The sequence below is a fragment of the Amycolatopsis sp. cmx-4-61 genome, from assembly GCF_046548775.1.
GTDB lineage: Bacteria > Actinomycetota > Actinomycetes > Mycobacteriales > Pseudonocardiaceae > Amycolatopsis.
On the sequence record NZ_JAEBEI010000002.1, the window covers coordinates 713,923 to 736,224 of the forward strand.

18 protein-coding genes and 1 pseudogene are annotated in these 22,302 nt (G+C 71.2%); 5 read left to right on the forward strand and 14 right to left on the reverse strand.

Going from position 1 to position 22,302, the window contains the following annotated elements; all coding sequences use genetic code 11:
- Positions 1 to 31: 31 nt before the first annotated feature.
- The 7 genes from ACLJOU_RS11780 to ACLJOU_RS11810 form a co-directional block, all read right to left on the reverse strand.
- Positions 32 to 514 (reverse strand): nucleoside deaminase, encoded by a 483-nt coding sequence (locus tag ACLJOU_RS11780; protein WP_410566433.1) that lies wholly within the window; start codon positions 512 to 514, stop codon positions 32 to 34.
- Positions 511 to 2,808 (reverse strand): xanthine dehydrogenase subunit D, encoded by a 2,298-nt coding sequence (gene pucD / locus ACLJOU_RS11785; RefSeq protein ID WP_410566435.1) that lies wholly within the window; start codon positions 2,806 to 2,808, stop codon positions 511 to 513. Before pucD ends, ACLJOU_RS11780 begins: the two co-directional genes overlap by 4 nt.
- Positions 2,805 to 3,275 carry a (2Fe-2S)-binding protein gene (locus tag ACLJOU_RS11790; protein WP_410566438.1) on the reverse strand — a complete coding sequence of 157 codons (471 nt, stop codon included), beginning with the start codon at positions 3,273 to 3,275 and terminating at the stop codon, positions 2,805 to 2,807. Before ACLJOU_RS11790 ends, pucD begins: the two co-directional genes overlap by 4 nt.
- Positions 3,266 to 4,135: an FAD binding domain-containing protein gene (locus ACLJOU_RS11795; protein WP_410566439.1), complete on the reverse strand. Its 870-nt coding sequence runs from the start codon at positions 4,133 to 4,135 to the stop codon at positions 3,266 to 3,268. The genes ACLJOU_RS11790 and ACLJOU_RS11795 overlap by 10 nt, the downstream gene beginning before the upstream one ends.
- Positions 4,136 to 4,329: 194 nt before the next feature.
- On the reverse strand, positions 4,330 to 6,018 hold the full coding sequence (gcl, locus tag ACLJOU_RS11800) for a glyoxylate carboligase (protein WP_410566441.1): 1,689 nt from the start codon (positions 6,016 to 6,018) through the stop codon (positions 4,330 to 4,332).
- A gap of 1 nt (position 6,019) precedes the next feature.
- Complete coding sequence (locus ACLJOU_RS11805) at positions 6,020 to 6,907, reverse strand: 2-hydroxy-3-oxopropionate reductase (protein ID WP_410566444.1); 888 nt, start codon at positions 6,905 to 6,907, stop codon at positions 6,020 to 6,022.
- Positions 6,904 to 7,716, reverse strand: a complete 813-nt coding sequence (locus ACLJOU_RS11810) for a hydroxypyruvate isomerase family protein (protein WP_410566447.1) — start codon at positions 7,714 to 7,716, stop codon at positions 6,904 to 6,906. Before ACLJOU_RS11810 ends, ACLJOU_RS11805 begins: the two co-directional genes overlap by 4 nt.
- 153 nt (positions 7,717 to 7,869) lie before the next feature.
- On the opposite strand from ACLJOU_RS11810, the gene ACLJOU_RS11815 reads away from it, so the two are divergent.
- On the forward strand, positions 7,870 to 8,160 hold the full coding sequence (locus ACLJOU_RS11815; RefSeq protein WP_410566450.1) for a barstar family protein: 291 nt from the start codon (positions 7,870 to 7,872) through the stop codon (positions 8,158 to 8,160).
- A gap of 177 nt (positions 8,161 to 8,337) precedes the next feature.
- Here ACLJOU_RS11815 and ACLJOU_RS11820 read toward each other — a convergent pair whose 3' ends face one another.
- Positions 8,338 to 9,327 (reverse strand): 2-dehydropantoate 2-reductase, encoded by a 990-nt coding sequence (locus ACLJOU_RS11820; protein WP_410566453.1) that lies wholly within the window; start codon positions 9,325 to 9,327, stop codon positions 8,338 to 8,340.
- A gap of 176 nt (positions 9,328 to 9,503) precedes the next feature.
- On the opposite strand from ACLJOU_RS11820, the gene ACLJOU_RS11825 reads away from it, so the two are divergent.
- Complete coding sequence (locus ACLJOU_RS11825) at positions 9,504 to 10,301, forward strand: GntR family transcriptional regulator (protein WP_410566456.1); 798 nt, start codon at positions 9,504 to 9,506, stop codon at positions 10,299 to 10,301.
- Positions 10,302 to 10,311: 10 nt separating this feature from the next.
- Here the strand turns inward: ACLJOU_RS11825 and ACLJOU_RS11830 are convergent, their stop codons facing one another.
- From ACLJOU_RS11830 to ACLJOU_RS11845, 4 genes are read right to left on the reverse strand one after another with little or no spacing between them, the layout of a single operon-like run.
- Complete coding sequence (locus tag ACLJOU_RS11830; protein ID WP_410566458.1) at positions 10,312 to 11,688, reverse strand: OFA family MFS transporter; 1,377 nt, start codon at positions 11,686 to 11,688, stop codon at positions 10,312 to 10,314.
- Positions 11,689 to 11,703: 15 nt separating this feature from the next.
- Complete coding sequence (locus ACLJOU_RS11835) at positions 11,704 to 13,848, reverse strand: acetate--CoA ligase family protein (protein ID WP_410566461.1); 2,145 nt, start codon at positions 13,846 to 13,848, stop codon at positions 11,704 to 11,706.
- Between the two features lies 1 nt (position 13,849).
- On the reverse strand, positions 13,850 to 15,079 hold the full coding sequence (gene frc / locus ACLJOU_RS11840) for a formyl-CoA transferase (protein WP_410566710.1): 1,230 nt from the start codon (positions 15,077 to 15,079) through the stop codon (positions 13,850 to 13,852).
- Between the two features lie 14 nt (positions 15,080 to 15,093).
- A complete protein-coding gene (locus ACLJOU_RS11845) occupies positions 15,094 to 16,830 on the reverse strand; it encodes a thiamine pyrophosphate-binding protein (protein ID WP_410566463.1) in 1,737 nt (578 codons plus the stop codon).
- A gap of 264 nt (positions 16,831 to 17,094) precedes the next feature.
- Between ACLJOU_RS11845 and sucC the strand changes: the two genes are divergently transcribed.
- Genes sucC through ACLJOU_RS11860 form a run of 3 tightly spaced genes read left to right on the forward strand, consistent with a single transcriptional unit; the run spans position 17,095 to position 20,009 of the window.
- Entirely contained in the window at positions 17,095 to 18,240 is a 1,146-nt protein-coding gene (gene sucC / locus ACLJOU_RS11850) for an ADP-forming succinate--CoA ligase subunit beta (protein WP_410566466.1), read from the forward strand.
- A 3-nt stretch (positions 18,241 to 18,243) separates the two neighbouring features.
- The gene (sucD, locus tag ACLJOU_RS11855) at positions 18,244 to 19,125 is read left to right on the forward strand and encodes a succinate--CoA ligase subunit alpha (RefSeq protein WP_410566469.1); all 882 of its coding nucleotides are present in this window, start codon (positions 18,244 to 18,246) and stop codon (positions 19,123 to 19,125) included.
- Entirely contained in the window at positions 19,125 to 20,009 is an 885-nt protein-coding gene (locus ACLJOU_RS11860) for a LysR family transcriptional regulator (RefSeq protein WP_410566472.1), read from the forward strand. Before sucD ends, ACLJOU_RS11860 begins: the two co-directional genes overlap by 1 nt.
- On the opposite strand, the pseudogene ACLJOU_RS11865 reads toward ACLJOU_RS11860, so the two are convergent.
- Both ACLJOU_RS11865 and ACLJOU_RS11870 read right to left on the reverse strand, forming a co-directional pair.
- Positions 19,970 to 20,636 (reverse strand): annotated as a pseudogene (locus ACLJOU_RS11865) (formate dehydrogenase accessory sulfurtransferase FdhD). The gene ACLJOU_RS11860 and the pseudogene ACLJOU_RS11865 overlap by 40 nt on opposite strands.
- A 1-nt stretch (position 20,637) precedes the next feature.
- On the reverse strand, positions 20,638 to 21,954 hold the full coding sequence (locus ACLJOU_RS11870) for an OFA family MFS transporter (RefSeq protein WP_410566474.1): 1,317 nt from the start codon (positions 21,952 to 21,954) through the stop codon (positions 20,638 to 20,640).
- Between the last annotated feature and the right edge of the window lie 348 nt (positions 21,955 to 22,302).

Consider the following 22,302-nt stretch of genomic DNA (forward strand, 5'->3'; position numbering starts at 1 on the left):
GTTTGCTCCGGTCAGCTGCTGACTTCGTGGGTCAGTAGTCGGTGCGGTCGCTCTTGTCGAGCCAGGCCGCGAAGGGGGCGAAGCCGTCCTTGGCGGACAGCCGGGTCACGGGCACCGTCCACGTCTCGCGCGGACGGTCGAAAAGCTCGTAGAAGGCGCGGTCGTCGAAGCCCGCCTTCGCCGCGTCGTCGCGGTCGGCGGCGTAGATGACCTTGTCCACCCGCGCCCACAGCGCCGAAGACAGGCACATCGGGCACGGCTCGCAGCTGGAGACGAGCACGCAGCCGTCCAGCTTGAACGTGCCCAGTGCCCGGCAGGCCGCGCGGATCGCGACCACCTCGGCGTGCGCGGTCGGGTCGAGGTTCGCGGTGACGCGGTTGACGCCGGTCGCGACGACCTCGCCGGCCCGCACGACCAGCGCGCCGAACGGCCCGCCGCCGTTCGCGACGTTGGTCTCGGCGATGCGGACGGCCTCGTCGAGCCAGTCCTGCTCGAGCGAAAGCGACGTGGTCATGGTCGGACTCCGGTGATGTGCTCGGGGCGGACGGGGACGCGCGGCAGCTCCAGGCCGGTGGCCGCGCGGATGGCGTTGGCGATCGCCGGCGTCGCCGAGATCGTCGGGGGCTCGCCGACGCCGCGGACGCCGTAGGGCGCGTGCGGGTCGGGCCGCTCCAGGACGTCGACGCGCATCGGCGGCATGTCCAGGATGGTCGGGATGAGGTAGTCGGTGAACGACGGGTTCCGCACCTTGCCGTCCTCGACCAGGATTTCCTCCATGACGGCGAGGCCGAGGCCCTGCGCCGAACCGCCCTGGATCTGGGCGACGACGGCGTCGGGGTTCATCGCCTTGCCGACGTCCTGGGCGCAGTCGAGCTGGACGACCTTGACCAGGCCGAGGTCCAGGTCGACGTCGACCACCGCGCGGTGGGCGGAGAAGCCGTACTGGACGTGGGCGTCCCCTTGGCCGGTTTCCGGGTCGAGCGGGTGGGTGGGGCGGTGGTGGAACTCGCGGGTCTCCTCGATCGCGGTCTGTCCCAGCAGCTCGACCAGGTCGGCGACGACTTCGCCGTCGGCCGTGACGACCTTGCCGCCGGCCAGCTTCACACCGGCGGACGGAACACCGAGCCGGCTGCACACCGTGTCCACGACCGCACGGCAGGCGTTGCGGACGGCGCCACCGGTGACGTACGTCTGGCGCGACGCCGAGCTGGACCCCGCGTCGCCGACGCTCGTGTCGGCGGGGTGCACGGTCACCCGCGTCACGCCCAGCTCGGTGCGGGCGATCTGCTGCTGCAGCGTCACCAGGCCCTGCCCGACCTCGGCCGCGGCGGTGTGCACCATCGCCACCGCCTCGCCGCCGAGCACCTCCAGGCGGACCCGGGCGGTCGAGTAGTCGTCGAGGCCTTCGGCGTAGGAGATGTTCTTGATCGTCACGCCGTACCCGATGCCGCGGACGACGCCTTCGCCGTGGGTCGTGTTGGACGCACCCCCGGGCAGCTCCCGGATGTCGCGCTCGCCGGAGGGTTCGGGCGGCAGCGGCAGGTCGCGGACCCGCTGGACGAGTTCCGCCACCGGCGCCGGGAAGTCGACGACCTGGCCGGTGACCACAGTGGACCCTTCGCTCAACGCGTTGCGGATGCGCAGTTCCGCCGGATCCATCGCCAGGGCGGCGGCGAGTTTGTCCATCTGGGACTCGTAGGCGTACGTCGGCTGGACCGCGCCCAGGCCGCGCATCGCGCCGCAGGTCGGGTTGTTGGTGTACACACCCCAGCCCTCGATGTGGGCGTTCGGTACCTCGTAGGGACCGACGCTCAACGTGGTGCCGTTGCCGACCACGACCGGGGTCTTGGACGCGTACGCTCCACCGTCGAAATAGAGCTTCGCGCGGACGTAGACGAGCTTGCCGTCCTTCGTCGCCCCGTGCTCGTAGTACATCTTCGCCGGGTGGCGGTGCACGTGCCCGAAGAACGACTCCAGCCGGTTGTAGCTCATCTTCACCGGCCGCCCGGTGCGCAGCGCGAGCATGCACGAGTGGATCTGCATGGACAGGTCCTCGCGGCCGCCGAACGCCCCGCCGACCCCGGACAACGTCAGCCGCACCTTCTCCAGGGGCAACCCCAGCGCCTTCGCCGTCTGCCGCTGGTCGACGTGCAGCCACTGGGTGGCCAGGTAGAGGTCGACGCCGCCGTCCTCCGCCGGGACCGCGAGCCCCGACTCGGGGCCGAGGAACGCCTGGTCCTGCATGCCGATCTCGTACAACCCGGACACGACCACGTCGGCCGTGGCAGCCGGGTCGCCCTTGACGATCCGCTGGTGGCGGACCAGGTTGCCGCCCGGGTGCAGCTTCGGGAGCGTGGCGTCGTGCGCGGCGCGCTCGGGGTCGGTGATCGGCTCCAGGACGTCGTACTCGACGACGATCTCCTTGAGCGCCTGCCGCGCGATCTCCGGGTGGTCGGCGGCCAGGATGGCGACCGGTTCGCCCTGGTAGCGGACCAGGTCCGCGGCCAGCGCCGGCGTGTCCTGGTACTTCAGGCCGTAGACGTTCTCCCCCGGTACGTCCTCGTGCGTCAGCACCGCGTGCACACCCGGCTGGGCCAGCGCGCGGGAGACGTCGAGGCGGACGATCCGCGCGTGCGGGTGCGGGCTGCGCAGCGTGGCGCCCCACAGCATGTCCTCGTGCCACAGGTCCGAGGAGTAGGCGAACTCGCCGCGGACCTTCAGCGTGCCGTCCGGGCGCAGCGGGCTTTCGCCGATGCCGCCGGCGATCGTGTCGTGCAGCTCCTGCGGGGAGCGGGCCGGCGCGCTCATCGGACGGCCTTCCTCGCGGCCGCGTCACGCACGGCGTCGAGGATCTTCTCGTAGCCCGTGCAGCGGCAGAGGTTCCCGGCCAGCGCCTCGCGGATCTCGACGTCGCTCGGGTCCGGGACGCGCTCGATCAGGTCGTGCGCGGCGACCAGGAGGCCCGGCGTGCAGAACCCGCACTGGACGGCGCCGCGCTCGACGAACGCCTCCTGGACCGGGTCGAGGGCCGCCCCGTCGGCCAGCCCCTCGACCGTGACGACCTCGCGGCCCTCGGCCTGGCCCGCCGCGACCAGGCACGCGCACGCCGGCACGCCGTCGAGGTAGACCGTGCACGAGCCGCACTCGCCCTGCTCGCAGGCGTTCTTGGAACCCGGCAGGCCGAGCCGCTCACGCAGGACGTACAGGAGGCTTTCGCCTTCCCAGACGTTGTCCGCGCGGCGGTGCTCGCCGTTGACGGTGACGTTCACGCGCACTTCGCGCCTCCTCCGCAGTATTCGGTCCAGGCCCAGGTCAGCGTCCTTCTCGCCATCACGCCGAGTGCGTGGCGCCGGTAGGCCGCGCTGCCGCGGACGTCGTCGATCGGCGCGGCGGCCGCGGCGACCAGGTCGCCGAAGCGGCGGTTGACCGAGTCGGTCAGCGCCTTCGGGGCGTCCCAGTCCAGCTCCGCGGCGAGGAACTCCTCGGCGTCGGCGGCTCGCCGCGGGGTGGGCGCGGCCGAGCCGATGCCGGTGCCGACCTGGCGCTCCTCCGGATGCAGGGCCAGGCCGAAGGCGGCGACGGCGATCACCATGGCGTTGCGCGTGCCGATCTTGCTGAACTGCTGCGGCCCGGTTGCGGGCTTCAGCAGCACCGCGGTGATCAGCTCGTCCGCCGCCAGGACGTTCCGCTTGACGCCGGTGTAGAAGTCCTTCGCGGCGACGACCCGGGTGCCGCGGACCGAGGCGATCTCGACCTCGGCGTCGGCTGCGAGCAACGCCGGGTGCGAGTCACCCGCGGGCGAAGCCGCGCCCAGGTTGCCGCCCACGGAACCGCGGTTGCGGATCTGCGGGGACCCCACCGTGCGGGCGGCCATGGCCAGGCCGGGCAGCTGGGCGCCGAGCTCGGCGATGACCCGGGCGTAGGGCACCGCCGCACCCAGCCGGATCCGGCCGCCGTCGGTGCCGTGCTCGTGCAGCTCGGGCACGCGCCCGAGGTCGAGGAGCGACTCCGGGCGGCGGTGGTCGAAGTTGAGCTCGACCATCACGTCCGTGCCGCCGGCGATCGGGACCGCACCGGGGTTCGCGGCCTTCGCGGCGAGCGCTTCGGCCAGCGAGGCGGGTCGGAGGAATTCCACTGTGGACGTCCTTTCGGGGCTGCTTCGGCAAGAAGTACACACGCTGCCGTGTGGCCCGGACCACGGCAAAACCCCCGAAAGCCGGGTGAATTTCCGGCCCGCGTTTGTACTTTTCTCCAACGGCCGTGCCGCGGGCACGCCAAGGCCGCCGCACGAGGTCGGACTCGTGCGGCGGCCGTGGTCGCGCGCGGGTGTTACGCGGGCTCGAACTCCTTGACGGCGTCCAGGGCCGCGCCCATGGCGGCGTTGCCTTCGCGTTCGATCATGATCTCCACCAGGACCGGGCGGCTGGTGCGCTCGGCCTCCTTGCGCGCCCACTCCAGGGACGTGCGGATTTCGCCCGGCTCGTGCACGCGGGTGCCCGAGCAGCCGTAGGCCTCCATGATCTTCACGTTGTCCGTGCCGATCGCGTCGTAGTGGATGTCGACCTCGAAGTTCATCTCGTAACCGGTCTCGGCCTGGCGGATGAGCCCGAGGTATTCGTTGTTCAGCATGATCAGCACGAACCCGACGTCGTACTGGGCGGCCACCGCCAGCTCCTCGACCAGGAACTGGAACGAGTAGTCGCCGACCACACCGACCACCTCGGCCGCCGGCCGGGCCTTCTTGACGCCGATCGCGGCCGGGATCTCCCAGCCGAGCGGGCCGGCCTGGCCGCACACCTGGTAGTGCCGCGGCCGGTGCGCCCGCTGGAACTGGCCCGACCAGATCTGGTACAGCCCGATCGCGGTGACGAAGTAGGTGTCCTCGCCGAAGGTTTCGTTGATCTCCTTGAACACGCGCGGCGCCTTGATCGGCAGGCTGTCGAAGTCGTCGCGCCGGGGCAGCGCCGACTTCAGCTCCCCGATCCGGGCGACCCAGTCCCGCCGCGGCTTCGCCTCGCGCTGGTCCAGCGCCGCCAGCAGCGCGTCGAGGAACTCGCGCGTGTCGGAGACGATCCCGAGGTCCGGGCCGAACACCTTGCCCAGCTGCGTCGGCTCGATGTCGACGTGGATGAACTTGCGGTCGCCGCGGTAGACCGACAGTTCGCCGGTGTGCCGGTCACCGAACCGGGCGCCCAGCGCGAGCACCAGGTCGGCCTCCAGGAAGGCGGCGTTGGCCCAGCGCTGGGACGTCTGGATGCCGGCCATCCCGGCGAAGAGCTCATGGTCCTCGGGGAAGCTCCCCTTGCCCATCAGCGTGACCTGCACCGGGACGTCGAGCCGTTCGGCCGCGGCCCGCAGCTGCTCGCTCGCCTCGCCGAGCACGACCCCGCCGCCGGCGAGGATCAGCGGGCGGTCGGCTTGCAACAGCAGGTCCAGGGCGCGCTCGACCCGTGCGGGTGCGGGCTTCACCGCCGTGACCGGCAGCGGCGAGTCGATCGACGAGTCCCACTCGATGTCCTGCTTCTGGACGTCGATCGGCAGGTCGATCAGCACCGGACCGGGCCGGCCGGACCGGGCGATCCGGAACGCCTCGCGGAAGATCCACGGCAGCTGGGCGGCCTCCTTGACCTGCACCGCCCACTTCGTCACCGGCTTGGCGATCTCGACGATGTCGACCGCCTGGAACGCCTCCTGGTGCAGCTTGTTCGTCGCCGCCTGGCCGGTGATGCAGATGATCGGGATCGAGTCCGCGTGCGCGGTGTAGAGCCCGGTGATCATGTTCGTCCCGGCCGGGCCGGACGTGCCGATGGCCACGCCGACGTTGCCGTTCGTCCTGGCCCAACCGTCGGCCATGTGCGTTGCGCCCTCTTCGTGGCGGACGATCAGGTGCTCGATTGCCCGGCCTTGTAGGGCGTTATACAGCGGGAGGATCGCGGCGCCGGGGCAGCCGAAGACGGTGTCGACGCCTTCGCTCTCCAGGACGTCGACGACCGCCTGCATCGCGGGGATCCGGGGCATGTCACACCTCCGCCGGGACGCGGCCCGACAACTGTTCGACGACCTTCAGCAAGGCCGAGTGGTCCAGGGAGCCGTACCCCATGGCACGGCCGGCGGCGACGAGCTGGGCGACCAGCCCGGTGAGCGGGAGCGCGACGTCGGCCTGCCGGGCGGCGGCCAGCGCGATCCCCATGTCCTTGTGGTGCAGGTCGATCCGGAAACCGGGAGCGAACTGGCGGTCCACCATGGACTTGCGCTTGAGCTCGAGGATCCGGCTGCCCGCCAGGCCGCCGGCGAGCACGTCGAGGCCGGTGGCGGCGTCCACACCGGACGCTTCGAGCAGCACGATCGCCTCGGCGACCAGGCCGTAGGTGCCGCCCACGACGAGCTGGTTCGCCGCCTTCACGACCTGGCCGGCGCCGTGCGGGCCGACGTGCACGATCGTCTTGCCGAGTGCCTCGAGCACGGGCTTCGCGGCCTCGAAGTCTTCTTCGGGGCCGCCGACCATGATGGACAGCGACGCCTGCTCGGCCCCGGCCTGGCCACCCGAGACGGGCGCGTCCAGGACGCGGATCTTCCTGTCCCGCGCGGCTTCCGCGACGGCGATCGACGTCTCGGGCCGGATGGTGCTCATGTCGATCAGCAGCGCGCCGGGCCGGGCGTGGTCGAGGACTCCGCCCGCGGCCAGCACGACCTCCTCGACCTGCGGGTGGTCGGGCAGCATCGTGAGCACGACGTCCGCGTCGGCGACCGCGTCGGCGACCCCGCTCGCGGCCCGCCCGCCGGCGGCCTCGAGCTTCTGGCCCGCGGCTTTGCTGACGTCGTAGCCGCCGACGTCGTGCCCGGCCGCGACCAGGTGCGCGGCCATCGGGGCACCCATCACGCCCAGTCCGATGAATCCCAGTTTCATGCTCGTCCCCTTCGGGTGATCGGCAGCCAGTCCAGCGACGTGAGGGTGTCGGGTTCCGGGACGTACTCGATCCCGACGAACCCGGCGTAGCCCGCGTGCTGGAGCCGGGCGAGGTGCCCGTCGATGTCCAGTTCGCCGGTGCCGGGCTGGTGGCGGCCGGGAGCGTCGGCGATCTGCACGTGCCCGATCCGGGCGAGGTGCGTCGTCGCGAGCGCGTCCAGGTCGTCCCCGTTGACTGCCAGGTGGTAGAGGTCGGCCAGCAGCCGCACGTTGCCGCGCCCGAGGTCGTCGAGCACGGCCACGGCGTCCGCGGCGGTCTTGAGCGGATAGCGTCCGGCCCCGGAGAGCGGCTCGAGCACCAGCTGCGCACCGATCCGCGCGGCGGCGTCGGCGGCCTTGTCCAGGTGGACGCGGGCCAGATCGTCCTGCTTGGCGGGGTCCTCCCCCTCGACCCGGTTGCCGTACAGCGCGTTGAAGCTGCGGCAGCCGGTGCGTTCGGCGATCCCGAGCGCGACGACGAGGCTGTCGGCGAACTCGGTCTCGCGGCCGGGCCAGCTCACCAGGCCCCGCTCCCCCGCGGCCATGTCCCCGGCGTAGAAGTTCAACCCCCGCAACCGAACCCCGTCGAGGCTCTTGACGAAGGCATCGACTTCCGCACGCGCAGGAACCGCGGTGTCGAACGGCCACCAGTACTCGACGTCGGTGAACCCGGCTTCCCGCGCGGCGGCGGCCCGCTCGAGCAGCGGCACCTCCTTGAACAGGATCGACAGGTTGGCGACGTACGGCAGGGAGTGCCCCTCTTCAGGCATCGCGACCTCGAATTTCGCTATCCGGAATTTTTCTTTCGCATATCGAGAATAGCCTCCGACCTGCAGTGAGGTCAACGGCCGCGGGCTCGCGGGGTCCGATGTCCGACCGTCTACGCTCGGCTCGACCACCAGCAGCCGAACCTGGGGTGAGCTATGCGCGTGATCATCGACGGCAACGCCGTGAAGTCCGAACAGGACCTCCACGACCAGCTCAAAGGCCCGCTCGACTTCGGCCCCTACTACGGCAACAACCTGAGCGCCCTGTGGGACCGGCTCTACCGGGACGTGGAGCGCCCGGTCGAGCTGGTGTGGCAGAACTCCGAAACCAGCAAAGCGAACCTCGGCGACGAGCTGTTCGGGAAGATCGCCGAGCTGATGACCCACGCCATGGAAGAAGACGCGAAATATCCACCGGACGAACGGTTCACCGTGCGGTTCGAGTGAAAACGAGCCCCCCGCCGACCTCGGTCGGCGGGGGGCTTCTCACTTGTCCTGGACGTCCAGCGTCAGGGTGCAGCCGAGCTTCTTCCCAGGTGCGGCCGCAGCACGCCGCAATCGCGCACCAGGGCCGGGTGAGCCGACGTAAGGCTCGGTGTTCCTGCGCTTCACGACGACCGCCGGTCAGTGCGACCCGGCGGGGACTTTGCTGGTGTGGTCGAGCAGGGAGACGGCGGCGTGGACGTACCGCAGGGCCGGCGCAGGCACGCCGGTGAGGCCGGCCAGTTCGACGACCGCGCCGATGATCGCGTCGATCTCCAGTGGCTTGCCCGCTTCGAGGTCCTGCAGCATCGACGTCTTGTGGTGGCCGACGCGCCGGGCGCCGTCGATGCGCTTCTCGACCGAGACGCCCGGGTCGCTGCCCGCCGCGCGGGCGATTTCGAGGGTCTCGGTCATCATCGTGGCGACGAGCTCGCGGGTCTCCTCGTGCTCGCACATCTGGGCCATGGTCGCCCGGGTCAGCGCCGAAAGCGGGTTGAAGGCGACGTTGCCCATCAGCTTGATCCAGATGTCGGCGCGCAGGTCCGGTTCCACCGGTGCCTTGAGGCCGCCGGCGATCATCGCCGCGCTGAGCGCCCGGCAGCGCGCCGAAATCTCGCCGTCCGGCTCGCCGAGGGAGAACCGCGTGCCCTCGAGGTGCCGGATGACGCCCGGCTCTTCGATGACCGTCGAGCAGTAGACGACGCAGCCGATCGCCCGTCGCAGCCCGAGCACCGCGGTCACCGAACCGCCGGGGTCGACCGTCTCGATCCGCCGCCCTTCGAGCGGATGTCCCGTCAGGCCGTGGAAGTACCACCACGGGATGCCGTTCTGCGCGGCCACGATCGCCGTGTCGGGGCCGAGCAGCGGGGCGAGGAGGTCGCCGCACGAGGCGTAGGAGTTGGCCTTGAGTCCGAGGAACACGTAGTCGCCCTCGCCCACTTCGGCGGGGTCGTCCGTGACGTGGGGGCGGGCGGTGAAGTCCCCGCGCGGGCTGAGCACCCGGACGCCGTGTTCCCGCATCGCCGCGAGGTGGGCCCGGCGGGCGATCAGGTGCACTTCGGTACCGCCGCGGTGCAGCGCGGCCCCGACGTAGGCGCCGATCGCCCCGGCCCCGAGAACAGCCACCTTCATGATGAGCCTCCCTGGTCGCTCAATTGCATACAGTATCCTGAATTCGAGACGGCGGCCAGAGTGCGTAGGTCGTAGGGCACGGGAAATTCCCTGCCGGGTGAGCGGCTGGGATTTTGCATACCAAAACCTGTATCCTGGAGGTCGACCGTTCCTTCGACCCGACCCCGAGGTGCTCCGTGAGCCAGCCCGCTTCCCCGCTCCCCGGCCGCGGCCCGACCGGCCGACGCACGGCCAAGGGCTCGCTCAGCGCGACCGCCGCCAAGCGCGTCGAACGGCCCGCTCCCCTGCGCCAGGTCGTCTACGAAGCCCTCGCCGAGCTGATCATCAACCGCACCCTCGAGCCCGGCCAGCACCTGGTCGAAGCGGATCTCGCCGAATACCTCGGCGTGAGCCGGCAGCCCGTCCGCGAAGCCCTGCAACGGCTGCAGAGCGAAGGCTGGGTCGACCTCCGTCCCGCGCAGGGCGCGTTCGTGCACCTGCCGACCGACGAGGAGGCCGACCAGCTGCTGAGCGTCCGCAGCGTGCTGGAGACGCACTCCGCCAAGCTCGCCGCCGCCAACGCGAAGCCGGCGGACGTCCGGCGCCTGTGGGACCTGCAGCAGGCCGGCGTCCAGGCCCTGCACGCGGAGGACACCGAGGGCCTGGTCGCGGCCAACGCCGCCCTCCACGCGTTCATCACCGAACTGTCCGGGAACGCCGTGCTCGCGGAGCTGATCGGCCTGGTCGACCGCCGGGTCCGCTGGTACTACACGCCGATCGCCCGGCCCCGCGGGCGGGACGCGTGGAACGAGCACGACGAGCTGATCCACGCGATCTCCGACGGCGACGCCGCGGCGGCGGAGCAGATCATGGCCAAGCACACCGAACGGACCCGCCAGGCCTACCACGAACGTCCGGCCGCGTCTTCCGGGGCCGAGCCCCGGACCCCGCCGAAGGCGAACCCCCGGACCCCCGACGGGGTCGAGCGCCGCTGAACCCGGCGGGTCAGCCGCCGGCCGCGGCGGAAGGACGCGCCACCAGCTCGGTTCCGGCGAGCTGGTGGCGCGTCCGGCCCGGCTGGCGCAGGAACAGCGTCAGCACCGCCGAAAGCACCGCGATGCACCCGGCCAGGACGTACGCGCCGGTGTAGCCCCAGGCGCTGATGACCCCCGCGGCGAGCCCGCCGCCACCGACGCCGCCGACCAGCTTCGCGCTGTAGACCAGGCCGTAGTTCGACGCGTTGTTGTTCTCGCCGAAGTAGTCCGGAACAAGCGCGGCGAACAGCGGGTAGAAGGCGCCTCCGCCGAACCCGGTCAGGAACGCGAACACCATGAACAGCAGCAGGTTGTGCGTGTTCCCCGCGTACAGCACCCCGAACTGCGCGCCGCCGGCGATCAGCAGCACGATCGTCAGCGTCTGCCGCCGTCCGAGCTTGTCCGACGCCCAGCCGACGACCGCGCGGCCGGTGCCGTTCACGATTGCCAGCACCCCGGCCGACGAAGCCGCCACGAACGCGCCGAAGTGGCTCTCCTTGGCGAAGGGCACCTGGAAGTTGATGCCGAACAGCGAGACGCCGCCGATGATCACCAGGCACACCCACATCAGCGGGAGCATGCCCGTCCGGATCGCCTCCACCGGCGTGAACTGCCGGACCGCGGGCGGGTTCTTGGCCAGGCTCTCGACGCCCGTCTTGCCTTTCGCCCAGGAGATCGGGTCGACCTCCTTCGGCCACCAGCTCTTCGGCGGGTCCTTGAACAGGAACCCGCAGCCGCCGACCACGACCAGCATGTACAGGCCGATGCCGTCGAGCACCCCGGTGACGTTCTCGTGCCCGAGGAACGCGCTGAACAGGTAGATGAACGGCACCGAGCCGTAGGCGAAGCCGCCGTTCACGAAGCCGGTGCGCGCACCGCGCTTCTCCGGGTACCACTTGCCGACCATGTTGATGCAGGTCGCGTACACGAGCCCGGCGCCGGTGCCGCCCAGGACCGAGTACCCGACGAACGCCAGCGTCAGGTTCCCGCTGTGCGCGATGGTGAAGTAGCCGATGCCGCTGAACACGGCACCGAGCAGCATCGCCGTCTTGGCCGAGACGACGTTGCGTTCCCGCAGGCGGCCGGCGGGGAAGGCCACGCCGGCCTGGAACACGGCCCAGATGCTCGCCAGCCAGAACGCGTCCGGCAGCGTCCAGCCGTACTTTTCCTCGAGCGTGCCTTCGACGGCGCCCCAGCCGTACTCGAACACGCTCACCGCCATCATGGCGATCCACGGCAGCCAGACCATCCAGCTCCGCGAACGTCCCATGATGTCGTGCGGGGATTCGCCCACCCGGTAAACTCTTCCGTTGTCGTCCACTATCTCCTGGTACGTGGCAGCGGTCATGGAAGTTCTCCTTCGTCACCGTTGACTCAGGTCCGGCAGCAGACCCGCGGCCCGGGCCCAGCGGTATTTCGCGCCGAGCACCGCCACGGGCTTCTCGGTGGTGTACGGGTACGCGACGACGCCGCGGTCGTACAAGTGGTCGCTCGCCTCCTCGACTTCGACGTCGCCGGACAGCGACGCGACAACCGGCTTGTGGATCCCTTTCCCGCGGTACTCCTCGACCACTTCGGACACCAGTTCCGCGAACACCATCGGCGGGGTGACGATGGTGTGCCAGTAGCCCAGGATCAGGGCGTGGATGCGGTCGTCCTCGAGCCCCAGCGCGATGGTGTTGCGGTAGGTCGAGGGCGGCTCCCCACCGGTGATGTCGACCGGGTTGCCGGCCGCGCCGAAGGGCGGGATGAACCTCCGGAACGCCGTGTCGAGGTCCGGCGGGATCGCCATCAGGTTCAGGCCGTTGTCCACGCAGGCGTCCGAGAGCAGCACCCCCGAGCCGCCGGCACCGGTGATGATGACGACGTTCTCGCCCTTCGGCACCGGGAGCAGCGGGATCCCGCGGGCGTACTCGAGCATGTCGTTCAGCCCGGGCGCCCGGATCACGCCGCTCTGCCGGAGGATGTCGTCGTACACCTTGTCGTCGCCGGCCAGCGCGCCGGTGTGCGAGCCGGCCGCCTTGGCGCCCTGGGCCGTCCGGCCGGCCTTGAGCACCACGACGGGCTTGCGCCGCGAGACCCGCTTCGCCGTCTCCGCGAACGCGCGCCCGTCCTTGAGGTCCTCCAGGTGCATGGCGATGAGCTCGGTGTTGTCGTCGTGTTCGAAGAAGGTGAGCAGGTCGTCCTCGTCGAGGTCGGCCTTGTTGCCGACACCCACGATCGCGGAGACGCCCATCTTCGCCGAGCGGCTGAACCCGAGGATCGCCATCCCGATGCCGCCGCTCTGTGACGACAGGGCCACCCCGCCCTTGACGTCATACGGTGTGCAGAATGTCGCCGACAGGTTTTCCGGGGTGTAGTAGTAGCCGTAGATGTTCGGGCCGAGGATGCGGACGCCGTGCCGGCGCGCGATCGCGACGACCTCGTCCTGCAGTTCGACGTTTCCGGTCTCGCCGAAGCCGGACGGGATGAGGATGGCGCCCGCGACGCCCTTCCGGCCGGCTTCCTCGAGCGCCGCGGGCACGAACTTCGCCGGGATGGCGAACACGGCGACGTCGACGTCGCCCGGCACGTCGGCGATGCTCGGGTAGGCCTTGCGGTCGAGGATCTCGGCGGCCCTGGGGTTGATCGGGTGGATCTCCCCCGCGTACCCGCCGTCGACCAGGTTCTTCAGCACCGAGTTCCCGATCTTGCCTGCCTCGGCCGACGCCCCGATCACCGCGATCGCCGCCGGTTTCATGATCCGGTTCATCGAGGCGAGGATCTCCTCCTGGGTGAACCGCTGCGGCTCCTTCGCCGCGGCCGGGTCGACCAGGATCCGGACGTCGACCGCGGTGGCCCCCCGTGCGGTCGCGAGCACCGGGTTCAGGTCGACCTCCGCCAGCTGCGGGAAGTCGGTGACCAGTTGCCCGAGACCGGTGAGCACGGCCGCGAGGGCCGCGCGGTCGACAGGATCCGATCCGCGCACACCCCGCAGGATTTCGGCCGCCTGGATACCGTCGACCATCGACAGCGCCTCTTCGGTGCTCGGTGGCGCCAGCCGGAACGTGACGTCCTTGAGCACCTCGACGAGCACGCCGCCGAGGCCGAACGCGACGATCTTGCCGAACGTCGGGTCGGTGACCGAGCCGATGATGACCTCCTGGCCCTCGGTCAGCATCTGTTGCACCTGGACACCGAGGATCCGCGCGTTCGCGTCGTACGCTCTCGCGTTGTCGACGATCTGCTGGAATCCCGCTTCGACTGCTTCGGCGTCCTTCAGCCCGACGAGCACGCCGCCCGCTTCGGTCTTGTGCAGGATGTCGGGCGAGACGATCTTCAGCACCACCGGCAGTCCGAGGTCTTCGGCGTGGGCCACGGCTTCGCCCGCCGTGGTCGCCAGCCGCTCGGCCGGGGTCGGGATACCGTATGCCTCGCAGACCGCACGCCCCTCGGGCGCGGTCAGCGAGGACCGCCCTTCGGCCGCCGCCTGGCCGAGGATCTGCTCGACCACCGCGCGATCCGCCACGTCAGATCACCCCCGCCGCGCGGAACTTCTCGAGCTCCGCCTCGCTGTACCCGAGCTCGGCCAAGACCTCGTCGTTGTGCTCGCCCAGCAGCGGCGACCGCTCGATCTCGACCGGCGAGTCCGAGAGCTTGAGCGGGCAGCCGACAGTCTTGAAGGTGCCGCGCTCGGGGTGCGGCACCTCGACGACCGAGCCGAGCTCGGCGAGGGTTTCGTCCTCGATCAGTTCCTTCGTGGACAGGATCGGGCCGCAGGGGATGTTGCAGGCGTTGAGCTGCTCCATCACTTCCCACTTGGTGTGCTTTTCGGTCCACTCCTCCACGAGCGCGAACATTTTGTCCAGTTTGGACAGGCGGACCTCGGGCGTGGCCCACGCCGGGTCGTCGGCCAGCTCGGGCTTGCCGATCAGCCGGGCGAGGGGAGCCCACCCGGGTGGCTGCACGATCACGTAGATGTAGTCGTTCGGCCCGCCGGGCGCGCACTTGACCGCCCAGCCGGGCTGGCCGCCGCCCGAGGCGTTGCCCGAGCGCGGGACCTCTTCGCCGAACTGGTCGTTCGGGTACTCCCCCAGCGGACCGTGCGCCAGCCGCTGCTGGTCGCGCAGCTTGACGCGGCACAGGTTCAGCACGGCGTCCTGCATGGCGACCTGGACGCGCTGGCCGCGGCCGGTGGAGGTCCGCTGGTACAGCGCGGCGAGGATGGCGGCCACCAGGTGGATGCCGGTGCCGGAATCGCCGATCTGCGCGCCGGTGGCGGTCGGCGGCCCGGCTTCGAACCCGGTGGTGCTCATCGCACCCCCCATCGCCTGCGCGATCACCTCGTAGGCCTTGAAGTTCGCGTAGCGGCCGGGGCCGAAGCCCTTGATGGAGGCGTAGACCAGCCGGGGGTTGAGCGCGGCCAGCTTCTCCCACGGATAGCCGAACCGGTCGACCACGCCGGGCCCGAAGTTCTCCACCAGGACGTCCACTCCGGACACGAGTTTTTCGAAGACGCCCTTGCCTTCGTCGCTCTTCATGTTGAGCGTGATGCTGCGCTTGTTGGCGTTGAGCATCGTGAAGTAGAGACTGTCCACACCGGGCAGGTCGCGCAGCTGCCCGCGGGTGATGTCGCCGCGGCCGGGGGTTTCGAGCTTGATCACGTCCGCGCCGAGCCAGGCGAGCAGCTGCGTCGACGACGGACCGGACTGCACGTGCGTCATGTCGAGGACGCGGACGCCCTCCAGTGCCTTGCCCATGCCTTGGCCTCCGCTCACTTGTACATGGTCTGGTTCATGGTTCCGGGGGCGTACACGTCGGGATCGACCCAGACGTTGATCAGCGACGGCTTCCCGGATTCCCGCGCCCGCAGCAGTGCCGGCCCGATGTCGGCCGGGTCGCGGACCTCTTCGCCGTGGCCGCCGAGCATCCGCGCGAACTCGTCGTACCGGACGTCGCCGAGGGTGTTGCCGACGCGCTCGCGCGGCAGGCCGTACTTCGCGGCTTGGCCGTAGCGGATCTGGTTCATCGACGAGTTGTTGCCGACGATCCCGACGAACGGCAGGTCGAAGCGCACGAGCGTCTCGAAGTCCCAGCCGGTGAGGCTGAAGGCGCCGTCACCGAAGAGCGCGACGACTTCCTTGTCCGGGCGCGCGTGCTTCGCGGCCAGGACGAACGGGATGCCGACGCCGAGTGTCCCGAGTGGACCCGGATCCATCCAGTGGCCGGGCGACTTGGGCTGGACGACCTGGCCGGAGAAGGTGACGATGTCACCGCCGTCGCCGACGTAGATCGAGTCCTCGGTGAGGAACTCGTTGATCTCGTGCACCAGCCGGTACGGATGGATCGGACACGCGTCGGAATGCTGCAGCGGCAGCCGCTTCCGCTTCGCCTTTTCCTCGACGGCCTGGAGTTCTTCGAGCCACGCCTTGCGGCCGGTGGCGCCGTTGTCGGTGCGGCCGGACGCGGCCTCGGCCACGGCGGCGAGGACTTGCCCGGCGTCGCCGACGATGCCCAGGTCGATGTCGCGGTTCTTGCCGACCGTGCGGTAGTCGAGGTCGATCTGGACGACGGTCGCGTCCTTCGACAGCCGTTTGCCGTAGCCCATCCGGAAGTCGAACGGGGTGCCGACGATGACGATGACGTCGGCGTTGTCGAAGGCGTAGCGGCGGGAGAGCTGGAAGTGGTGCGGGTCTCCCGGCGGCAGCGTGCCGCGGCCGGCGCCGTTCATGTAGGCCGGGATGTGCAACGTCCGGACGAGCTCGGTCGCCGGGACGGTCGCCCGGGTGGTCCAGACCTGGCTGCCGAGCAGGATGGCCGGTTTCTTCGCGTGCACCAGCAGGTCGGCCAGCTTTTCGACGTCCGCCGGGTCGCCGGCGTTCTTCGTCGACGCCCGGTAGCGGCCCGCTTCGGGGATCCGTGCGTTCCGGACCGGTACGCGCGCGTCCAGCACGTCCCGCGGGATCTCCAGGAAGGACGGCCCCGGTGCCCCGGCGTAGGCCTCGCGGAACGCCATGCTCACGAGGTCGGCCACGCGGGCGGTGTGCGGGACGGTGGCGGCGAACTTGGTGATCGGCGTCATCATGTCCACGTGCGGGAGGTCCTGCAGGGACCCCATCTTGTGCTGGGTCAGCGCGCCCTGCCCGCCGATCAGCAGCATCGGGCTCTCGGCGCGCAAGGCGTTGGCGACGCCGGTGACGGCGTCGGTGGTGCCCGGTCCGGCGGTGACCACCGCGCAGCCGGGCCTGCCGGTGATCCGCGCGTGGCCGTCGGCCGCGTGGGCCGCGACCTGTTCGTGGCGGACGTCGATGACCTCGATGCCTTCGTCGACGCAGCCGTCGTAGATGTCGATGATGTGGCCGCCGCACAGGGTGAAGATCGTGTCGACCCCCTCGGCCTTGAGCGCCTTGGCCACCAGGTGCCCGCCGGATATCTCGGCGGGCGCGGGCTCGGCGCCGTTCGTCGCTGCGGCACTCTCCCCCGCGGTGGTGCCGGTCGTGGTCAGCGCCATGGCTCAACTCCTCTTTCCCGGCCGCCGGAGCTCTCCGGTCCGGCGGTGCGTGTCGCCTTTTCTCCGAGGTCAGCGACCCCTTCGCGGCAGACTGTAGATTGCATACCGTATGGGGTAGGCATATAGTCACTCTTCCAGCCGACTGTGTCCAGGGCCATCCGCAGGGTTTTTCCGGACTCGAATCCGGGCCCCGCGGACCGGTACCCCGCGCCCGGACACGGCGGACTTCCTCGCCCTGCCCCGCCGCGGAAAGGACGTCCCCGCATGGATCTCTTCGAACACGAAGCCCGAGATCTCTTCAAGAAGCACGGCGTACCGGTCCCCCGCGGCCGGGTCGCCGCCGATCCGGCCGCGGCCCGGTCCGCCGCGGTCGACCTCGGCGGTCCGGTGGTGGTCAAGGCCCAGGTGAAGACCGGCGGCCGCGGCAAGGCGGGCGGCGTCCGCGTGGTGCACACAGCCGACGACGCCGAGCAGGCCGCCGACGACATCCTCGGCATGGACATCAAGGGCCACACCGTGCACCGCGTCCTGGTCACCGAAGCCGGCGAAATCGCCGACGAGTACTACTTGTCCTTCCTGCTGGACCGCGCCGGCCGGACGTTCCTCGCGATGGCGTGCGCCGAAGGCGGGATGGAGATCGAAGAAGTCGCCGCGACCCGCCCGGAAGCACTCCTCCGGGTGCCGGTCGACCCGCTCGCCGGCGTCGACTCGGCCGCGGTGGCCGCCGCGTTCCCCGCCGACGTGCGCGCCGAAGTGGCCGGGGTGGTCGAGAAGTTGTGGGCAGTGTTCGTCGCCGAGGACTGCACGCTCGTCGAGGTCAATCCCCTGGCTCGCACGGCCACCGGGATCCTCGCCCTGGACGGCAAGATCACGCTGGACGACAACGCGGCGTTCCGCCGTTCCACCGCCTACGACGACTCCGCCGACGGTCATCCGCTGGAGCGCGAGGCGCGCGCGAACGGCCTCAACTACGTCAAGCTGGACGGCGACATCGGTGTGCTCGGCAACGGCGCCGGCCTGGTGATGTCCACTTTGGACGTCGTGGCGGCGGCCGCGGCCGAGGCGGGCGCGCGCGGGCCGGCGAACTTCCTCGACATCGGCGGCGGGGCGTCGGCGCAGGTGATGGTCGACGGGCTGACCGTCGTACTCGGCGACCCGCAGGTGCGCAGCGTGCTGGTCAACGTCTTCGGTAGCATCACCGCCTGCGACGCCGTGGCAACCGGGATCGTCCGGTCGCTGGCGGTCCTCGGTTCACGCGCGGCCAAGCCGCTGGTCGTGCGGCTCGACGGGAACAACGTGACCGAAGGCAGGCGGATCCTGGCCGAAGCCGCCCACCCCCTGGTCACCGTCGTGCCCACCATGGACGAAGCCGCCCGCGAGGCGGCGAAGCTCGCGATCGCGGAGGTCTGAACCGTGGCCATCTTCCTGGACGAGAGCAGCCGGGTCGTCGTCTCCGGCATCACCGGTTCCGAAGGCGCGAAGCACACGCAGCGGATGCTGGCCGCCGGGACGAACGTCGTCGGCGGGGTGAACCCGCGCAAGGCGGGGCAGCAGCTGGAGCTGTCGGGCCGGTCGCTGCCGGTGTTCGGCAGCGTCGCGGAGTCGATGGCCTCGACCGGCGCCGACGTCTGCGTGTTGTTCGTGCCGCCGCCGTTCGTGGCCGGCGCCGTGGCCGAGGCGGTCGACGCGGGGATCGGGCTCGCGGTGGTGATCACCGAGGGCGTCCCGGTGCACGACACCGCGCGGTTGTGGGCGCACGCCGTCGCCGCGGGCGGGCGGACGCGGATCATCGGGCCCAACTGCCCGGGCATCATCTCCCCCGGCCGGTCGAACGCCGGGATCATCCCGGCCGACATCACCGGGCCGGGGCGGATCGGGCTGGTCTCGAAATCGGGGACGCTGACCTACCAGCTCATGCACGAGCTGCGGGACATCGGGTTCTCGACCTGCGTGGGCATCGGCGGCGACCCGATCGTCGGCACGACGCACATCGACGCGGCCGAGGCGTTCGAAAAGGACCCCGAGACCGATCTGATCGTGCTGATCGGCGAGATCGGCGGCGACGCCGAGGAGCGAGCGGCGGAGTTCGTGCGCGCGAACGTGTCGAAGCCGGTCGTCGGGTACGTGGCCGGCTTCACGGCCCCGGAAGGCAGGACGATGGGGCACGCGGGCGCGATCGTGTCCGGATCGGCGGGCACGGCCGCGGCGAAGAAGGCGGCGCTGGAGGCCGCGGGGATCCGGGTCGGGCGCACGCCGAGCGAGACCGCGGCGCTGGCCCGCGAGCTCCTGGGCTGATGGAGCTGCGTCAGCTGGCGGTGGTGGTGGCGGTCGCCGAGGAGGGCGGTTTCACGGCGGCCGCCCAGCGCCTGCGGACGGTCCAGTCGACAGTATCCACAGTGGTCCGGGCGCTGGAGCGCGACCTGGGCACCCCGTTGTTCCACCGCACGACGCACCGGGTGGTCCTCACGCCGGCGGGCGAGGCGTTCGTCCCCGCGGCCCGGGCGGCGTTGCAGGCGGCCGAGCGAGCCCGGGCGGCGGTGTCACCGGTGCGCGGCCGGGTCCGGCTCGGGGTGGGCCCGGGCTTGCTGGCGGACCTGCACGCGGTGCTGACCCGGCTGCGTCAGGCCCACCCGGCGGTGACGGTGGAGGTGCGGCAGCTGCGGCCGGAGGAAGGGCGGTGCCGGGTGCTGGAGTCCACAGTGGATCTGGCGCTCATCCCGGTGGACGGGACCGCAAGTTCTGGCGGACTCGCGACATCCGGTGAACCGGCGCCGAGCTGTGCCGATGCCGTGGTCACCCTTCTTCCCGCCGAAGAGCTCGTCCTCGCCACCGCGCCCGGCGGGTCGCGTTCCACCGTCGCCGATCTCCGCGGACTCTCCCTGGTGGACTTTCCGGCCGGCTGGGCGATCCGCGAGGCCGTCGATCGCGCCTTTCCGCAGCGCCGGGTGGCGCTCGAAGTCGATGATCCCGGTGTGGCCGCCGGGCTCGTGCGGGCCGGGCTCGCCGCCTGTGTTCTTCCCGCCTCGGCCGCGACGCGGCTGGCCGAGCTCGCCGTGCGGCGGTTCGACCCGCCGGTGCCGTGGCAGCTCGCCGCCGTGCACCGGGCCGGGGCCGGCGCCGCCGTGGGCGCCGTGCTGGCTCAGCTCGGCGGAAAACCCAGACAGTCCGGTCGCGTGTAGACGTTCATCGACGTCCCGCACAGGAACCCCACCAGGGTCAGGTCCACCGCCAGCGACGACGGCGCGGAAACCGCGGCCGGCAGCGGGATCCCCGCCAGCGCCGCCTTCTGCACCAGCTCGAACGACGTCCGCCCGCTGACCATCAGCGCCGTCCCGGCCAACGGCAGCCCGCCGTCACGGGCCGCCCAGCCGACGACCTTGTCGACCGCGTTGTGCCGTCCGACGTCCTCGCGCAGGCACCCGCAGCTTCCCGTCGGCGTCGAACAGCCCCGCCGCGTGCAGCGCGCCGGTGCGGTCGAAGACCCGCTGGGCCGCGCGGAGTTCGTCCGGCAGCGTGGCCAGCGCCGCCGGTGCGATGGCGAACGCACCGCCGTCGACGGGCCACGTGACCGTCGTGCGCACGGCCGTCGCCCCGGTGCAGTAGCGGATCGACCGGATGCCGGCGGCCGCGCGCACCACGCCTTCGCGGACCAGGAACCCGGCCACGAGGTCGAAGTCGTCGCCGGGCGTCCGCATCGTGATCGTCAGCGGCTTCCCCGCGACCCGGATCTCCAGGGGTTCCTCGACGGTCAGCCTGTCCGGCCGCGCGGTGCGGCCGCCGTCGTGCACGCGCAGCACCCGCCCCACGTCACGCCACCGGCAGCAGTGATCCGGGCCGGCCGGGCTGGGCCAGCCGCCCGGACAGCGCGGCCGCCGCCAAGCTCAGCAACCCCGCCGCGACGAACCCCGGCCCCGTCATGGCGAGCGCGGCAAGCCCGGTTCCGACCACCGCGCCGACGGCTTTGGCGCTGTAGAGGATCCCGAAGTTCTGCGCCGGCGACTCCTCGCCGAAATACTCGCGCACCAAGCCGACGAGCAGCGTGTAGCAGCACCCGTTGCCGAGCCCGGCCAGCGCAACGCCCAGCAGCAGGCCGACGGCGTGCCGGTGTTCCCCGGAGAAGAAGAGCACGAACTGCGCGACACCGCCCGCGAGCAGGGCGCAGCGCAGGATCCGAGGCCGGCCGAGACGGCCGGCGAACCGTCCGATGAGGACGCGGCCGCTGCCGGTCGCGGCCGCGAGCGACGCCAGCGCGGCCGCGGCGAGCCCGGGACCGCTGCGCGCGGCGGTGAACGTCGCCAGGTAGGCCAGGTCGAACAGCAGCACGGCGGCAGCTGGCACGACCACGAGGTACAACGAAAGCGTGGTGCCGCAGCGGAACAGTTCCGCCGGGCGGTAGTGGCGGACCGCCGGACGCCGGTTGTGCGCGCGGTCGAGCGCCCAGGCTCGGGGTTCGGGCGTGGCGGGCCACCAGTTCCGCGGCGGGTAGCGCAGCAGCGCCGCGCACCCGGCGATGACGGCGAGCACCACCGCGGCGGTCACGTCGAGGAGCACCGGCCGCGCGGCCGGCACGACGGTGGCGAGCACGACGAACGGAACGCTCCCGGCGGCGAACGCGCCGCTCACGATGCCGGCGCGGGACCCGGTGCGGTCCGGGAACCAGGCGAGCACCGCGCCGATGCAGGTGGCGTACACCAGGCCGGTGCCCAGGCCGCCGAGGACGGAGTACCCGAAGAACACCGTCAGGAGGCTGGTCGCGTGGCCGAGCGTCACGAGCCCGGCGGCGCACAGGACGGCGCCGGCGGCCATGGCCACCGGGGCGGGGAGCAGGCCGCGGTCACGCAGCCACGCCACCGGGAACGCCGCCCCGGCCTGGCAGATCGCCCACACGGCCAGGGAGAGGACGATCCCGCCGAACGTCCAGCCGGGCGTGCGGCTCAGCGACGCCGCGATGGCGCCGAAGCCGTACTGCTGCACTCCGGCCGCGAGCATCGCCGCCGCGGCGAGCCCGGTGATCCACGTCCGCGACCGGCCGAGCAGCTCCCGATCGGACTCCCCGACGCGGTACCGCCGTCCGTACACGTCCTGGAGCTCGCGCACCTCCGCCATCGCGACCGCCTCCGGCAAACTGAAGATTGTATGCAGTATGGAGTAGGCCGAGTGTGCGCCCTAGCGTGTCGATTGTCTACAGGATGGTCGGACCGAACCCCGGATGGCCGATCGAGCGACTTCTCAGGGCGGGAGGAGGCGGCCCGGTGGCCATCGAGGGAGGAGGCGGCCACCGGACCGGTGCTCCGCCGCGGTACCGGCCGCGCGAAGCACTGACAGTCTGGCCATCGCAGCCGTCCCCGGACAAGCTTTTGCCGCCCACGCGATGGCCGCTGCGCGTTCGGCGGCACCGAGACCGCCACGGCTGTCCACTTCGAACCGCCAGGCGTGACGGTGGGACACCGGAGGAACACCGAAAGCCACCTG

Bases quoted from the DNA above. Each gene is read 5' to 3' on its own strand.
- ACLJOU_RS11815 (WP_410566450.1), top strand. From the start codon at position 7,870: ATGCGCGTGATCATCGACGGCAACGCCGTGAAGTCCGAACAGGACCTC.
- ACLJOU_RS11780 (WP_410566433.1), bottom strand. From the start codon at position 514: ATGACCACGTCGCTTTCGCTCGAGCAGGACTGGCTCGACGAGGCCGTC.
- ACLJOU_RS11820 (WP_410566453.1), bottom strand. From the start codon at position 9,327: ATGAAGGTGGCTGTTCTCGGGGCCGGGGCGATCGGCGCCTACGTCGGG.
- frc (WP_410566710.1), bottom strand. From the start codon at position 15,079: ATGGGCAAGGCACTGGAGGGCGTCCGCGTCCTCGACATGACGCACGTG.
- sucC (WP_410566466.1), top strand. From the start codon at position 17,095: ATGGATCTCTTCGAACACGAAGCCCGAGATCTCTTCAAGAAGCACGGC.
- pucD (WP_410566435.1), bottom strand. From the start codon at position 2,808: ATGAGCGCGCCGGCCCGCTCCCCGCAGGAGCTGCACGACACGATCGCC.
- ACLJOU_RS11810 (WP_410566447.1), bottom strand. From the start codon at position 7,716: ATGCCTGAAGAGGGGCACTCCCTGCCGTACGTCGCCAACCTGTCGATC.
- ACLJOU_RS11830 (WP_410566458.1), bottom strand. From the start codon at position 11,688: ATGACCGCTGCCACGTACCAGGAGATAGTGGACGACAACGGAAGAGTT.
- ACLJOU_RS11805 (WP_410566444.1), bottom strand. From the start codon at position 6,907: ATGAAACTGGGATTCATCGGACTGGGCGTGATGGGTGCCCCGATGGCC.
- ACLJOU_RS11845 (WP_410566463.1), bottom strand. From the start codon at position 16,830: ATGGCGCTGACCACGACCGGCACCACCGCGGGGGAGAGTGCCGCAGCG.
- gcl (WP_410566441.1), bottom strand. From the start codon at position 6,018: ATGCCCCGGATCCCCGCGATGCAGGCGGTCGTCGACGTCCTGGAGAGC.
- ACLJOU_RS11860 (WP_410566472.1), top strand. From the start codon at position 19,125: ATGGAGCTGCGTCAGCTGGCGGTGGTGGTGGCGGTCGCCGAGGAGGGC.